General features: G+C 54.4%; 15 protein-coding genes. 9 read left to right on the top strand and 6 right to left on the bottom strand.

Translation table 11 applies throughout. The annotated features are described in order from the left end of the window. Window positions 1-56 precede the first annotated feature (56 nt). The 3 genes from ACRBCU_RS16020 to ACRBCU_RS16010 are packed head-to-tail and all read right to left on the bottom strand — an operon-like array spanning window position 57 to window position 2517. Window positions 57-602 carry an RSP_2648 family PIN domain-containing protein gene (locus ACRBCU_RS16020; protein WP_431366396.1) on the bottom strand — a complete coding sequence of 182 codons (546 nt, stop codon included), beginning with the start codon at window positions 600-602 and terminating at the stop codon, window positions 57-59. Then, window positions 599-1795 (bottom strand): RSP_2647 family RNA methyltransferase, encoded by a 1197-nt coding sequence (locus tag ACRBCU_RS16015; RefSeq protein WP_431366395.1) that lies wholly within the window; start codon window positions 1793-1795, stop codon window positions 599-601. Before ACRBCU_RS16015 ends, ACRBCU_RS16020 begins: the two co-directional genes overlap by 4 nt. Window positions 1796-1833: 38 nt before the next feature. Then, the gene (locus ACRBCU_RS16010; RefSeq protein ID WP_431366394.1) at window positions 1834-2517 is read right to left on the bottom strand and encodes a DUF6778 family protein; all 684 of its coding nucleotides are present in this window, start codon (window positions 2515-2517) and stop codon (window positions 1834-1836) included. A gap of 271 nt (window positions 2518-2788) precedes the next feature. Between ACRBCU_RS16010 and edd the strand changes: the two genes are divergently transcribed. Further along, window positions 2789-4594 carry a phosphogluconate dehydratase gene (gene edd, locus ACRBCU_RS16005; protein WP_431366393.1) on the top strand — a complete coding sequence of 602 codons (1806 nt, stop codon included), beginning with the start codon at window positions 2789-2791 and terminating at the stop codon, window positions 4592-4594. A 12-nt stretch (window positions 4595-4606) separates the two neighbouring features. Further along, window positions 4607-5251: a bifunctional 4-hydroxy-2-oxoglutarate aldolase/2-dehydro-3-deoxy-phosphogluconate aldolase gene (eda, locus tag ACRBCU_RS16000; protein WP_431366392.1), complete on the top strand. Its 645-nt coding sequence runs from the start codon at window positions 4607-4609 to the stop codon at window positions 5249-5251. A gap of 66 nt (window positions 5252-5317) precedes the next feature. Here the strand turns inward: eda and ACRBCU_RS15995 are convergent, their stop codons facing one another. Beyond that, on the bottom strand, window positions 5318-5770 hold the full coding sequence (locus tag ACRBCU_RS15995; protein WP_431366391.1) for an outer membrane protein assembly factor BamE: 453 nt from the start codon (window positions 5768-5770) through the stop codon (window positions 5318-5320). Window positions 5771-5858: 88 nt separating this feature from the next. Here ACRBCU_RS15995 and ACRBCU_RS15990 point away from each other — a divergent pair, with 88 nt between their 5' ends. The 4 genes from ACRBCU_RS15990 (at window position 5859) to ACRBCU_RS15975 (ending at window position 10199) form a co-directional block, all read left to right on the top strand. Next, entirely contained in the window at window positions 5859-6431 is a 573-nt protein-coding gene (locus tag ACRBCU_RS15990) for a YceD family protein (RefSeq protein WP_431366390.1), read from the top strand. Beyond that, window positions 6428-6919 (top strand): cupin domain-containing protein, encoded by a 492-nt coding sequence (locus tag ACRBCU_RS15985; RefSeq protein WP_431366389.1) that lies wholly within the window; start codon window positions 6428-6430, stop codon window positions 6917-6919. Before ACRBCU_RS15990 ends, ACRBCU_RS15985 begins: the two co-directional genes overlap by 4 nt. A gap of 125 nt (window positions 6920-7044) precedes the next feature. Then, window positions 7045-9474 carry a calcium-binding protein gene (locus ACRBCU_RS15980; RefSeq protein WP_431366388.1) on the top strand — a complete coding sequence of 810 codons (2430 nt, stop codon included), beginning with the start codon at window positions 7045-7047 and terminating at the stop codon, window positions 9472-9474. A 128-nt stretch (window positions 9475-9602) separates the two neighbouring features. Further along, window positions 9603-10199: a DUF2306 domain-containing protein gene (locus tag ACRBCU_RS15975; protein ID WP_431366387.1), complete on the top strand. Its 597-nt coding sequence runs from the start codon at window positions 9603-9605 to the stop codon at window positions 10197-10199. Here the strand turns inward: ACRBCU_RS15975 and ACRBCU_RS15970 are convergent. Continuing rightward, complete coding sequence (locus tag ACRBCU_RS15970; RefSeq protein ID WP_431366412.1) at window positions 10196-11326, bottom strand: pyridoxal phosphate-dependent decarboxylase family protein; 1131 nt, start codon at window positions 11324-11326, stop codon at window positions 10196-10198. The two genes, ACRBCU_RS15975 and ACRBCU_RS15970, sit on opposite strands and share 4 nt — an antisense overlap. Next, complete coding sequence (locus ACRBCU_RS15965) at window positions 11296-11613, bottom strand: hypothetical protein (RefSeq protein WP_431366386.1); 318 nt, start codon at window positions 11611-11613, stop codon at window positions 11296-11298. Before ACRBCU_RS15965 ends, ACRBCU_RS15970 begins: the two co-directional genes overlap by 31 nt. Before the next feature lie 460 nt (window positions 11614-12073). Between ACRBCU_RS15965 and rpmF the strand changes: the two genes are divergently transcribed. Genes rpmF through ACRBCU_RS15950 form a run of 3 tightly spaced genes read left to right on the top strand, consistent with a single transcriptional unit; the run spans window position 12074 to window position 14376 of the window. Continuing rightward, on the top strand, window positions 12074-12280 hold the full coding sequence (gene rpmF / locus ACRBCU_RS15960; RefSeq protein ID WP_431366385.1) for a 50S ribosomal protein L32: 207 nt from the start codon (window positions 12074-12076) through the stop codon (window positions 12278-12280). Between the two features lie 21 nt (window positions 12281-12301). Then, window positions 12302-13411 carry a phosphate acyltransferase PlsX gene (gene plsX / locus ACRBCU_RS15955; protein WP_431366384.1) on the top strand — a complete coding sequence of 370 codons (1110 nt, stop codon included), beginning with the start codon at window positions 12302-12304 and terminating at the stop codon, window positions 13409-13411. Further along, window positions 13408-14376 carry a beta-ketoacyl-ACP synthase III gene (locus ACRBCU_RS15950; protein WP_431366383.1) on the top strand — a complete coding sequence of 323 codons (969 nt, stop codon included), beginning with the start codon at window positions 13408-13410 and terminating at the stop codon, window positions 14374-14376. The genes plsX and ACRBCU_RS15950 overlap by 4 nt, the downstream gene beginning before the upstream one ends. Window positions 14377-14408: the final 32 nt, after the last annotated feature.

Here is a 14408-nt window from a genome sequence, read left to right as displayed (position 1 = left end):
TTTCTGCGAAAAATCTTCGCAGAAGGTTTTTTGAACCTAATGATTTTCGCAGAAAATCATTTTGGATCAACCGCAAGAGCCAAACGGTGAAGCTGCGCCTTTTTTAGAAGCTGCCCCAATCGCCAATCTTTGCAGGACAACTTGCGCGCATTATCCAAGATCGCTATTGCCACACCAGTTATCAGTTCCGGGTGCGCATGCCAAAAGCCTAGCAAAAGCGCATCCGGATTAACGCGGCTCAACTGCTCTTCAGCCAGAATTTGCGCCGGAAAATCCTTGTTATTGAGCGTCACTATCCCGTCCGCTGAGCCAATTACCGCGCCTGCAATTACATGAATATCGGCGGGATCAGGCAGCCAGAACCGCGCCTCCTGATCAGCGTTTATTTTAACAGCAGCGCTAGGAAAGCTCGCGTTCAACAGCGCGCATTCACCCTGCACCTCCACGCCAGCGCCAGGTCCATGTCTCAGTGCTGCACGTCGCCATTCTTCAAATACTCGATCAGACCAGAGCGGTGTAAAAGCCCCAGCTTTGGCCGCCCCAATCAACATTTCGCGCATAACCGTCGGATACAATACGCAGGTATCTAAGAACAGTTTCACAGACGATAGAACAACGCTTTGAGATATCCACTTTCAGCCAGTTGAGGCATCAAAGGGTGGTCTGGCCCTGCAAAGCCCGTATGGATCAATGATCCTGAGCGCTCTGCCCGCCCAATCCCGCGGGTGCAGGCGAAACGGAATTTTCCAAGATCTGCGGCATGTGAGCAAGAACAGAGCCCAAGATAACCGCCCTCCGTCACCAAGGGAGCCGCCATTTTTGCAAGCCGTTCATAGGCGCGGAGACCGACGTCAAGCTTGGGCTTGCTGGGGGCGAAAGCAGGAGGATCACAGATCACCACATCGTATTTTTCGCCTTCTTTCAGCAGCGCTTCGAGCACGTCAAAGGCATCGCCTTTTCGGGTGTTGAACCTATCTGAAAAGCCAGACTCAGCGGCTCCCTTTTCAGCCAGAGACAGCGCAGGCGCAGAGCCATCAACGCTCAGCGCTGACGTCGCTCCCCCCGCCAAGGCCGCGAGGCCAAACCCTCCCACATGGGAAAACACATCCAAGACGCGCGCACCTTCGCACAAGCGTGCAGCAAAGGCATGGTTCGGACGTTGATCGTAAAACAGTCCTGTCTTTTGTCCGCCTGTTAGGTCAGCTGCGTAAAATGCACCATTCATTGGCACCATGATAGGAGCGTCAGGTGCCTGCCCAAGCAGGACAGCATTTTCATCATCCAAACCTTCAAGCGCGCGTGTGCGGCCTGACGCGTTCTTTAGAATTGTTGTAACGCCGGTAACGTCGGCCAACGCAGCACAAAGCGGGTCTAATAAAAGCTCGAGCCAAGCAGCATTTGGTTGCACGACCAATGCAGTGTCAAACCGATCAACGACCAACCCGGGCAACCCATCGGCCTCGGCATGGATCAATCGATAGAATGGTGCATCAAAAAGCCGCTCGCGCAACTGTAGCGCTCGGGTGATCTTGGCCGCGAACCAAGCCTGATCGATGGCAACACTTACATCGCGTTCAATCATCCGCGCGGTTATGCGCGACAACGGGTTGGCGGCGACCAATCCCATTGGCTTGCGCTCTGTGTCTTCCAGAACGGCGATAGTGCCGGGCGCGAGGTTCTTGCTGCGCCGATCGAGCACAAGTTCATTATCATAGACCCAAGGCGCTCCGTGACGGATCGCGCGCGCGTTAGCTTTGGGTTTAAGGCGAAGGACGGGAAAACGGGACGCTGTCATAGCGTCCCCTTAGCGATTTCATACGGCTGTGAAAAGGATCATTGGCGGTTTAGCGCAACAAACATCCCGGTATTGGTGTCAACATAGCCCATTGGTTGGGTCAGTTCGGTTTGAATGACCTGCGACAGGAACGTCGTGACACGGTGTTTCTGCGTGTTGCCCAAACCGTCAGCTCGAATGGCAGCGTCGCCCTTCAAAGCATCTAGGTTAGATACAACCAGTCGCGATGGACGTAGCGTTGCGCCTGTTTCGGGATCCAGCAGCGTGACAAAGAAGTTAATGTTGTGCACGCCACCAGTGCTATAGCGCGCCTTCTCAGACAGACCGTGGAAACGGGTCACTTGAATATGCATATGAACAGGGCGGCTGCCTTGCAAACGCTCGGCAGTGCTCTGCGCACTTTGCATCACGATGGCTTTAACTTGTTCGTGCCGATCACCGAACATATCCCCGCGCCAAACGATATCGCCCTTGGGATAGTACGTGTTCTTTTCTGACACAGTAAGTGTGCGAGGCACATCCACTGTGATTTTCGCAATATCCACGTCGGGGATAAAAACATTCGTACTTTCAAGCTGAGCAACTGCGTTGCCAGAATGCGCAAGCCCTGTGTTGCTTGTAACAGCAGGGCCTGTTGCATTTCGACTGGCCATTTGTGGGCCAGCGCATGCTGAGACGCTGACCGCAACTAGGATCAGCATGAGTGTTTTGATAGTCTTCATAACGTCCTCCTGACCTATCGGCCTCTAGAGTTCTGAGTGTGTGCAACCTCAAGATGGATTTTGAGCGCGGCAAAAATGGGGCAAAGCGGTGACTGCACAGTGATCATTAGATGGCTCAAGCAAGGCTGCCCCCCTGTCGATTGCGACAAAATGCAATCAAAAAATATCTTCCGAAATGCTCTCCTGCCTATCGACGTTAGCGCTAACATTAGTTACTAGACTGACAACCAAAGCATTCAAACAAAGCCCGTTAACTAAGGAATCCGCGCATATGAGCTTGCATCACGTCCTTAAAGAGACGACTGACCGTATATTAGAACGCTCATTCGAGCGTCGCTCGGCCTATATGGCGCAAATGCGCGCCGCTGCTTCAGAGGGGCCGCGCCGCGCGCATCTGACTTGCGGCAATCAAGCCCACGCCTATGCGGCGATGGGCGATAGCCAACAAACACTTGCCGAAACCCCTGCCCCAAACCTTGGCATTGTGACGGCCTATAATGATATGCTCTCAGCGCATCAGCCCTTTGAAGGTTATCCAGCCCTTTTGAAAGATGCAGCAAAAGCCGCAGGCGGCACCGCCCAAGTCGCAGGCGGCGTTCCTGCAATGTGCGACGGGGTGACCCAAGGTCAAACGGGGATGGAGCTTTCGCTTTTTTCGCGCGACGTCATCGCGCTCTCGGCGGGGATCGGTCTGTCGCACAACACTTTTGATGCCGCCGCTTACTTGGGCGTTTGCGACAAAATTGTTCCCGGCCTAATCATCGCCGCTGCAACCTTCGGTTACATTCCGGGAATTTTTGTACCGGCTGGCCCTATGCAATCTGGCCTCCCAAATGATGAAAAAGCGCGCGTGCGCAATGAATTTGCCGAAGGGAAAGTAGATCGCGCGGCTTTGATGCGCGCCGAAATGGCGTCTTATCACTCGGCGGGCACCTGCACATTCTATGGAACAGCAAACTCCAATCAGATGTTGATGGAGTTTATGGGGCTACATTTACCCGGCTCTTCTTTTGTCAATCCCGGCACCCCGCTTCGTGATGCGTTGACAAAAGAGGCCGCAACCCGCGCTCTTTCAATCACCGCACTTGGCAATGATTACCGCCCCGTCTGCGACGTTCTTGATGCGCGCGCATTTGTGAATGGCATCGTGGGCTTGATGGCCACAGGTGGGTCAACCAATCTTGTGCTTCACCTGCCTGCAATGGCGCGCGCTGCGGGTGTCGAACTGCGCCTTGAAGATTTCGATGCCATTTCCTCTGTGGTGCCGCTTATGGCAAAGGTCTACCCGAATGGCTTGGCGGACGTGAACCATTTCCACGCCGCAGGCGGGTTGCCCTATATGATCGGGCGCTTGCTTGACGCTGGTCTGCTGCATGAAGATGTGAAGACCGTCTCAGGCGATGGCTTGGGGCTTTATGCGCAAGAGCCAGCATTAGATGCCGGGGCTCTCATTTTCCGCGAGGGCGCGCGCGTGAGCGCAAATGACAAGATCTTGCGAACTGCTGAAGACCCCTTCCAAGCCAGCGGCGGCCTTAAGCAGTTAAAGGGCAATCTCGGCCACGGCATGATGAAAGTTTCGGCTGTCGCCCCCGAGAACCAAATCGTTGAAGCCCCTGCCCGCGTCTTTCACAGCCAAGACGCTGTAAAGGAGGCGTTCAAAGCCGGAGAGTTCGACAAAGATGTTGTTATTGTCGTGCGCTTTCAGGGACCAAAGGCAAATGGCATGCCCGAACTTCATGGCCTCACGCCTGCGCTCACCGTGACGATGCAGCGCGGACATAAAGTGGCGCTGGTGACAGATGGACGTATGTCGGGTGCATCGGGCAAAGTGCCTGCCTGCATCCATGTCAGTCCCGAAGCCGCCGCAGGTGGCCCCTTGTCCCGTGTTCAAGACGGCGACATAATCCGCGTTGATGCCACGCAAGGCACATTGGAAATACTCACCACAGGCGCGCTTGATCGCGCCCCCGCCACTCCCGACCTTAGCCACAATGGCAACGGTGTCGGACGTGAATTGTTTGATGTCTTCCGCCAATCCGTTGGCAGCGCCGATACTGGCGCAGGCGTCGTAGTTTAAGGACCCGTCGAAATGATAACCCCACAACAAGCCAGCGCCCGCGCGCTGGAAATATGTAAACTCGCTCCGATCGTTCCGGTCCTTGTGGTAGAGGATGCAGCAATCGCCCGCCCTTTAGCTGAGGCGCTGGTGAAGGGTGGATTGCCCGCACTCGAAGTCACGTTGCGCACTGAAGCAGCACTAGAGGTGATTTCCGAAATGGCCAAAGTAGAGGGCGGGGTTGTTGGGGCAGGCACGCTTTTGACACCCGAAGACGTTCGCGCAGCAAAGGCCGCTGGCGCGGTCTTTGGTGTCTCACCGGGTGCAACCGATATTTTGCTAGACGCTTGCGAAGCGGAAGACATGCCGCTTTTGCCCGGCGTTGCCACAGCAAGCGAAGCAATGCGCCTGCTGGAGCGCGGATATAGTGTGCAGAAATTCTTCCCTGCCGAAGCGGCAGGCGGCGCAGCAGCGCTCAAGGCGATTGGCGCACCTATTCCACAAGTGCGTTTTTGTCCAACAGGCGGCGTAAGCCCGAAGAACGCTAACGACTATCTTAGCTTGCCGAACACTGTCTGCGCGGGGGGCAGCTGGGTCTGCCCGAAAGAGCTAATCGCGGCACGTGATTGGGCTGGCATTGAAGAGTTGGCGCGCGCCGCGTCGCAATTCAAAGTGTAACGCAGCTGAAACGCCTGCTGGAGCGCTTGCGCGCTCTAGCAGATCCCTCGCCCTAAGAGTTCGAGCTTAGTTAAGGAAGTTGCTTGCGGAAAATCCGCCAAGGTTGCTCAGGATTTTGCGGATAACGCTGACATCTTGGCCATTACGTGTGATCCGACGCGCAAGCGGAACCACTTGTCCATCCTGTAGCGTATAGCGGCCCACATTCTCTACGATACCAGCTTGAGTAAAGCTCACAGCGACGACTTGACGGTCAATCACTTCAGGCTTTTGCCACGCGAACTGCTTAACGCGGCTCTGTACATAGTAGTAGCCGCTCTCGTTTAACACGCCCGCAGATGATGGGGTTCCGATACGTTCGGCCACTGTTTCACGCGTATCAACACCGACAGCAATTTGCGAAAGATCTTCTTCAAGTGGCACATAGCCATGATTGCGATACGTGGCGCTGCACGCCGCTAAAGACGCACACAATACGAGTGCTGCGCCGAATTTAACTGTATTTCCTATTGCCCGCATAGAGGTGCCCTCTTGTCTTGGCCTGCTCTGCCTTGTTATCTCGATACGACACGAACGCCCGACGTTCAAGAAAGGAAAACTCCAGCCCATGGATGAAACGCGCGCTTTCCCCGACTTTATACTCGACACCAGTGCCCTAGCGCGGCGCAAAACGACCCATTTTGAACATCGCTTGGAAGCAGCCCAGCTCAAAGCCTTGATGGCAGATCTGGGTTTGATCGGTCTGCGAAAGACGATCTTCAAAGGAAGCCTTAGCCCGGCGGGGAAACAAGACTGGGTTCTCAACGCCCACCTCGGCGCAACTGCCGTGCAGCCCTGCACCGTTACGCTAGAGCCCGTGACAACGCGGATTGATACCGAAATCACGCGACGCTTTGTGGTTGAAATGCCAACCGCGTCAAATGACGTCGAAGAAGACGAATTTGGCGGCACCGCAATGCTGGAGGACGATTCAATCGAGCCTTTAGGGCGCGAAATCGATTTGTGGGCGGTCATGAGCGAAGCCTTGGCGCTCGCTCTGCCAGACTATCCGCGCATAGAAGGCGCTGAACTTGGCGCTCTGAACGTAACAGAACCGGGTAAAGATGCCCTGAGCGATGACAGTGCGAAACCCTTCGCAGGACTTGCCGCGCTGAAAGACAAGCTAGAGGGCGGCTCATGAGCGAAGAAACCTATCTCGTAAAAGCGGCAGACATCAAAGCGCTTGAGGGGGTACACAAAACCCACTTCCTAAATGAGAACGCGGTGCGGCTTAATAAATCCTTGGGCGATATGACGGGCCTGACGGGCTTCGGTTTTCACATCATTGAAATTGAACCCGGATTTGAAAGCACAGAGCACCACGTTCATCACCACGAAGATGAATGCGTTTACGTTTTGAGCGGCACAGCCACAGCTTACATCGGCGATACGCCGCACGAGATTGGCGCGGGCGATTTCATCGGCTACCGAAAAGGTGGACTTGCCCATTCGATCAAGAACACGGGCGATGAAACCTTCCGCTGCATCGTAGTAGGTCAACGCCTTCCCCATGACGTTGGCGATTACACCAAACTCGGCAAACGTATCTATCGCAATGACGGGCTGACCTGGAACCTTGTAGATCACGACAACGTCCTCGAGGTTGGTGGATCTGCCGGGAAAAAATAACAGCTGCAGATGATTTTGACGCCGGGCTTTTCTTCTAATGCCCTGCCATGAGACAATTTAGCCTTGTAAAACGAGGAAACTTCCCCCAACGTCAAGCGTATTCGTAACCAGTGGGGGCTGTGTTAATGCTTGTTTATTTATCAATTCTTGGTGCGCTTGGCGCGGGTTCCTTGCTGTTTGACAACAGTGGCAACGATACGGTGCATGGTACCGAATGGGACGACACGCTCGACGGCGGAAACGGCGACGATGAGCTTTTCGGATATGATGGCGAAGACCTGCTGCTTGGCGGCGATGGCAATGACATTATCGAAGGTGGCGCCGCGCGCGATGAAGCCTATGGCGGCGCGGGCAATGATCTGATCACAGATTCTAGCGGCAGCGATCTGCTGGATGGAGGCGACGGCAACGATACGCTCATTGACCGCGGTGCGGATGATGGCGTGGACATCCTACTTGGTGGTGCAGGCAATGATCTGTTGATCGAAGAAAGCCCTGCTGAAACGTCGATCGCAATTCTTGACGGGGGCAGCGGCGATGACACGCTGTGGAGCCAAGATGAAAATTCGATCATGGTAGGCGGAGAAGGCGAAGACCTGTTCATCGCGCATAACTCAACGGATGCGCAAAGCGTAAACCTCTATGCTTACAACACAAAAATCGAAGATTTCACAATTGGCGAAGATATTTTGGCTATTGGTCTTGAAGGGGATGCAAGCCCAGAGGACTATTGGTTCGCGGAAGATCCCACTGGAAATCTCGCGCTCTATACAGATCAAAACGCAGGCGTCCCGCTAGGGCATGAAACCCCGGTTGTACGCCTTGAAGGTCTACAGCTCGGAGATATCTCGATTGAAGATATCACTTTCCTTTCGCAAGACGATCTGAATCTGCTCGGGAATGGCACAGAAGGCGAAGACACGAGCGACGGCGGCGAGGATACGACTGATGGTGGTGAAGACACCACGGACGGTGGTGAAGACACCACGGACGGCGGTGAAGACACCATGGACGGCTCAGTTGTCATTCAGCCCGATGGCGTAATTGTTATCGATCAAACACTGACTGGCTCCGAATTCAACGACACGATATTTGCTGGTTTTGGGGATGATATCCTCGATGGCTATGCGGGCGATGATTTCCTTGTTGGTGATGATGGCAACGACACCATCGATGGCGATTTTGGCAATGACACGATCTACGCAGGTGACGGAAACGATCTGCTTCGCACCGAAGGCGCTTATAACGAACTTTACGGCGACTCGGGCGATGATATCCTGTGGACAACAAGCTCGGCGCAGATGACTGGCGGCGACGGCAGCGATTACTTCCTGCCGGGAACCGACCTCAGCGTCGTTTCAGATTACGTTCCGGCAGAAGACACAATCGTTGTCCCCTTTAGCGATGCCGCACACAGCGCAAACTTTAGTATTGGGACAGACCCCGACACGGGCGACGCGCTCCTGATGAATGACGGCGTCGCGGTAATGCAATTTAGCGGCATCGGCGCTGATGAGATAAATCTCGAAGACATTGTCTTCCTGAATGAAGAACAAACCTATGCCTTCCTCGCATCGCAGGGCGAAAATGGCCCTACCCTGCCCGACACCGACACCACGCCAGAGCCCCCGCAATTTAACGTGATCGCAGGGACCGACGGTGCAGACACGCTTACAGGATCCGATGAAGATGATATGATCCTTGGCGGCGACACTGGTGATTTGATCAACGCAGGTGACGGCAACGATCTGATCAACCCCGGAACCGATATAGTAGACGAAAGCCAACGCCAACATTGGGCGCCCGCGGGCAGTGGTCTGAGCGCGACGATCGTAACCACCAATGCAGGCCAAGAACGTCTCGATCCAGACACAGTCTATGGCGAAGCAGGCGATGATACGATTGTCGGCGCAGGCCATGACCTTGATGCATATGGTGGTAGCGGAAACGATCTTTTGGTCAGCAATGAAAACGGGATCGCCAAGCTTTATGGTGGAGATGGCAATGACACCATCGTCGGCGAAGGTGGCGACACCGCTTATCATGTGAACAGGTTTAACAACCAGCGTTACGCGGAAGCGATCATAAGCGAGACGTCCTATATTGATGGTGGAAGCGGCGACGACACGATTGTCACGGCAGAAAACACCATTTCACGAGGCGGTCTAGGCGAAGACACCTTTATCATTCGCGAGCCAAGTGCGGAAACCTCGCCGTTTTGGAATGTGATTCAAGACCTCTCTGACACGTCAGAGCAGATCATTCTAACCTATACGGGCGAAACGGCACCGAGCTTGGATCAAATTGAATTTGAGACTGTCAGAATTAGGGATTTGCCGGGCGGATCATTTGAAAACCCGACTTCACGGATCGAAATACAGGTTGATGGAACCGTTTACGGCTACATTAATCCACCCTATCCAACGCTTGGGAATTATCTAAGCTTGGAAGCCTATTACGATATGGTGGACAACGGACAAATTCTCTTTATGCCCGACAGTGAGGTCGCGGCCTTGCATCAAGCTCAAGCCGCAAGGGCGCTTCTGTCAGCTTAATTAGGCAAGGTTTTTTCAGTACGATCGGGCAAAGCATTTGCCCACTATTTCAATCGCGCGTCTTTCTGATCTTGGTGTCAGACAGGCGCGTGTACACTTTTTTCATATGCTCATTTGAAAGTCCCAATATGTTTTTTGAAAAGATTTCCACACCGCTTATCGTTGTCCTGAGCGTCTTGGTCGCGGCGCTCACCTTGCGCTTCTTTGTTGCAGATATTGACCTCGTCTTCAAAAATCTGACCCATCAAACCCAAGACGCGCGCGTCGAGTTTTTGCTCCATATCTTTGCCAGCTCACTTGCTTTGGCGGTAGGCGCGTTCCAGATGATTCAATCGCTGCGGCACCGGTACATAGGCTTGCACCGCTGGATGGGCCGTATCTACGCTGTTGCGGTCGCAATTGGAGGGTTGGCCGGCCTGAACATCGCGTTCAATATCGAAGGCGGCCTCGCGACCGTAGGGTTTGCCATGTTGGCCATATTTTGGCTGATAGCGACGGGCCAAGCTGTGCTGCTGGCGCGCGCGCGCAAAATTGCGCAACACAGACGCTGGATGATTTGCTCCTTCGCTTTGACCTTCGCGGCGGTCACACTGCGTCTGCAATTGTTGGTCTTTCACTTTGGCTTTTCCATGCCGTACTCAGAGGTCTACACCTTTCTGGCGTGGTCTTGCTGGGTGCCAAACATCCTCTTTGCGCTTTGGTATATCCGCCGCGCCCCGAGCTAAGCTCGACGGCGCACGGCCTTCTCAACCGCTTGAATAGATTGACGAATGTCATCAGATGTTGTGCGATGGTTAACCAAGGCCGCGCGCAGGCACGGCTTTTCCTTGATAAAGGTCGTAGAAAACACCGCTTCACCGCTTAGCTGCAATTCGGCAGCAACTTCGTTGACGTCGCCGTGCGCGATATAGAAACAGCACACATTCGACGACACATCAAAAGCGAGCTCTAACACATCTGATGCATCGACAAGCTCGGCCATTAGTGCGCCCTGCTTACAATTGTCGGTAATCGAGTTTGCAAACGCTTCGGTTCCAATGGATTTGATCGCTGTCCAAACCTTGAGCGCGCGAAACCCACGAGACAGCTCTAAGCCATAATCGCAAAACCACAAATCGCCGCCGCCAAGCCCTTGTTCTTGTTGCTCAAGATAGTTCGGACGCGATGTAAACGTGTCGAAATGCAGTGTGCGATCATAGATCATGCAAGCGCCGCAGTCATATGGCACTGACATCCACTTGTGAAAATCGCAGGCGATAGAATTGGCCCGCTCCATACCCTCAACCAGATGCGCCCAAGGGGCCTGCGCCAAACGCGCCCAAAACCCGAAGGCCGCATCAACGTGAAACCAAATGCCTTGCTCTTCGCAAAAATCCGCAATGTCATGCAGAGCATCATATGCCCCTGTGTTCACCGAGCCTGCGGTGCCAATGACAGCCAAAGGAACCCGCCCCTGCGCACGATCTCGCGCGACCGCCTCTGCAAGCGAGGAAAGGTTCATCCGCATATCGTCGTTTGTTTCAACAACGTGAATGGCATCACTGCCATAACCCATAGACTCTAATGCCTTGCCAATGCAGGAATGCGTCCCCTTGCGCACATAGACCGCAACCTTTGGCAACTCTTGGATACCCGTTTGACGCACGTCTTGCCCGAACCGTTTGTTGCGGGCAGCTGTCAGCGCGAGGATCGTGGCGTTTGATGTGCCGGTGGTTAAAATGGCCGAAGCGGTGTCGGGCAAACCAGAAACATCCAGTAGCCAATCAAGCGTTGCGCGCTCGACTTCCATCGCGCCATGATCGCGCCCGCCGCAATTGCTGTTCATCGTTGCTGCGACCAACTCTGCCCCCACCGAGACAGGCAAGCCCGCGCCGTGAACCCAGCCAAAGAACCTTGGAGCGTGTTGCCTGTCGCAAAGGGCATAATGTCTTGCACAAGATGCTGCATCGCGCGCTCTGAGCCCACCCCATTCGTTCCTGCGCGCAAGGACATACGGCTTCCCATATCCTCTGGCTTGGGCCGCCAGGGCAGATCACGCGCGTTTTTCATGCGCTCAAGGCAATGGTCCAAAAGCGCATGCATGTCGCGGCCAAAATCATCCCAGTTTTCGGGGTCCAAATGCGTGCCTTCAGAAGCCATGATGAAATCTCTGTCAAATTAGCGGCAAGCCCTGACCCGCTCTCGCCAGATTCGCAGAATCGAACCAGAATCGCGAAACCAAATAGCGGCAGGAGATTGCTTTGAATATTGCCCTGAGACCTAAGGGGTTCGCCTGTTAAGCACCACCCTAGAGATGCGACAAAGTTACCATTTCCACCTATTCACGCACCAGAGCGCATAAAACGAACACTCCAGATGGAATCACCACCCCGAAACAAAGCGCAGAAACCGACAGTTTCCACTTGAAAGCCCCGAGAAACTTAAGTTTCTACCCGATAGCGGCAATGCCGATGAAGAATCGCTTGCACACTTAACTTTCTTCCCTATTTTCGCGCGCTCTAGCGAATTTAGGGTTGGACAGGCGGCGTGCCCTCGCATATGTGCCTGCTAGACCCATACAACGGCCCATCTGGGGCCCCGAACATTGATAGGTTGCGACATGGCTGTCCAGCAGAACAAAGTATCCAAATCACGCCGCAACAACCGTCGTGCGCATGACGCATTGGTTGCAGCGAACCCAAACGAATGCTCTAACTGTGGCGAGCTACGTCGTCCACATCACGTATGCCCTGCTTGCGGCCACTACGACAACAAAGAGATCGTTGCACAAGCAGACGAGATTGATCTGGACGAAGACGCGGCATAACCAACCCGCGAGGTACGTTTTATGAAGGTGTCTACAGATCAATTCACTGATCCTATGACAACAGATGGTAAGCGTATCATTTTATCTATCGACGCTATGGGCGGAGATGAGGGACCGGCGGCTATTGTCGCCGGTGTTTCGCGTTGTGCGGTGTCGAATCCAGACTTAGGGTTTATCTTACATGGCCCCGCCGATGTGCTTGACCCGCTGGTAAAGCGGCGCAAAGAATTATCTGGCAAATGCGACATCCGCGACGTTCCTGACGTTGTTAAGATGACCGACAAGCCAAGCCAGACTCTGCGCACTGGCAAAAACACCTCTATGTGGTCCGCGATTGATGCGGTTAAAAACGGTGAAGCGGCCGCCTGCGTCTCTTGTGGCAACACTGGTGCTTTGATGGCGATGAGCATGATCCGCCTGCGTAAGCTGGCTGGTGTAAACCGCCCCGCGATTGGCATTTTGTGGCCGTCGCGCTCGGAACACGGGTTCAACGTTATGTTGGATGTGGGCGCAGATATTCGCGCGGATGCGACTGACCTTCTTCAATATGCGCTCATGGGTGTGTCCTATGCTCGAAATGGCCTCAGCATCGCGCGCCCTCGTGTCGGGCTGCTCAACGTTGGCACGGAAGAGCACAAAGGTCGCTCTGAACTGCATGACGCAAGCGAGCTGATTGAAGGGCAAGCTGAAGCCGCGGACTTTGAATATGTTGGCTTTGTCGAAGGCGGGGACATTCCCGGCGATCACGCCGATGTCATTGTTACCGATGGATTTACGGGCAACGTCGCGCTCAAAACTGGCGAAGGCACGGCAAGTCTAATCGGTCAGCGGCTGCGAGAGGCGTTTGCCTATTCAATCGCGTCAAAGGTTGCCTCGCTCCTTGCCTACACATCGCTCAGACGTTTGCAGCAGCGCATCGACCCGCGCCGCGTAAACGGCGGTGTTTTTCTTGGTTTAAACGGTACGGTTGTAAAATCACATGGTTCGGCCGATGCGACGGGCGTCGCTGCGGCAATTAACCTTGCGTTTCGCCTTGCACAGTCCGGCTTTTCAGACAGACTGGCAAAACGCATCGCGGCAAGCACCCAAGCTGCGGCGCAGACCATCGCTGAGGAGACCCCACCCAAATGATAAGAGCACAGATCAAAGGGGTTGGGCATTATCTGCCGGAAAATGCTGTTCCGAACGCGCATTTCGAAAAAACGCTCGATACGTCCAGCGAATGGATCATCTCACGCTCTGGAATCGAGCGGCGTCATTTTGCGGCCGAAGATGAATGCACATCCGACCTTGCTGCGCACGCCGCACGCGCAGCCCTTGCAGACGCAGGTTTGGATGCGAGCGATATCGACGCGCTCATCGTGGCGACCTCGACAGCCGATCTCACCTTTCCTTCTGCCGCGACAATGGTTCAGAGCAAAATCGGAATGACAGGCGGCTTTGCCTTTGATGTCCAAGCGGTTTGTGCGGGTTTCATTTTTGCGTTGGCCAATGCCAATGCCTTGATCGTTGCAGGAACAGCTAAACGCGTGATGGTCATTGGCGCAGAAACATTCAGTCGGATCATGGATTGGACCGACCGTGGCACCTGCGTGTTATTCGGTGACGGCGCGGGCGCTTTGATCCTCGAAGCCGCTTCGGGTGAAGGCAGCGCAAAAGATCGCGGTGTTCTTTCGACAGACCTCAACTCGGACGGCACTTACCGCGATATTCTTTATGTCGATGGCGGCGTGTCCACCAAGACAACAGGCTACCTGCGGATGGAGGGCAAAGAAGTCTTTCGCCACGCCGTAGAAAAGCTGGCAGCGACCGCGCACACCGCGATGGAAAAAGCTGGCGTTCAATCAGAAGATGTGGACTGGGTTGTGCCGCATCAAGCCAATATTCGTATCATCAAAGGCACCGCCAAAAAGATGAACGTGCCGATGGAAAATGTCATCGTGACGGTGCAGGATCATGGCAACACCTCTGCGGCGTCCATCCCTCTCGCACTTTCTGTCGGAAAGTCAGAGGGCAAGATAAAGCCGGGCGATTTGGTAGTGACAGAAGCCATTGGCGGTGGTTTGGCTTGGGGCGCAGTCGTTTTACGCTGGTAAACCACTGATAGATAGACCTTTCCGCACGCATT

It is taken from the genome of Planktotalea sp. (assembly GCF_050633725.1).
Lineage (GTDB): Bacteria > Pseudomonadota > Alphaproteobacteria > Rhodobacterales > Rhodobacteraceae > Planktotalea.
Note: the sequence above shows the minus strand (reverse complement) of the source record. Positions and strands in the feature narration are given on the sequence as shown.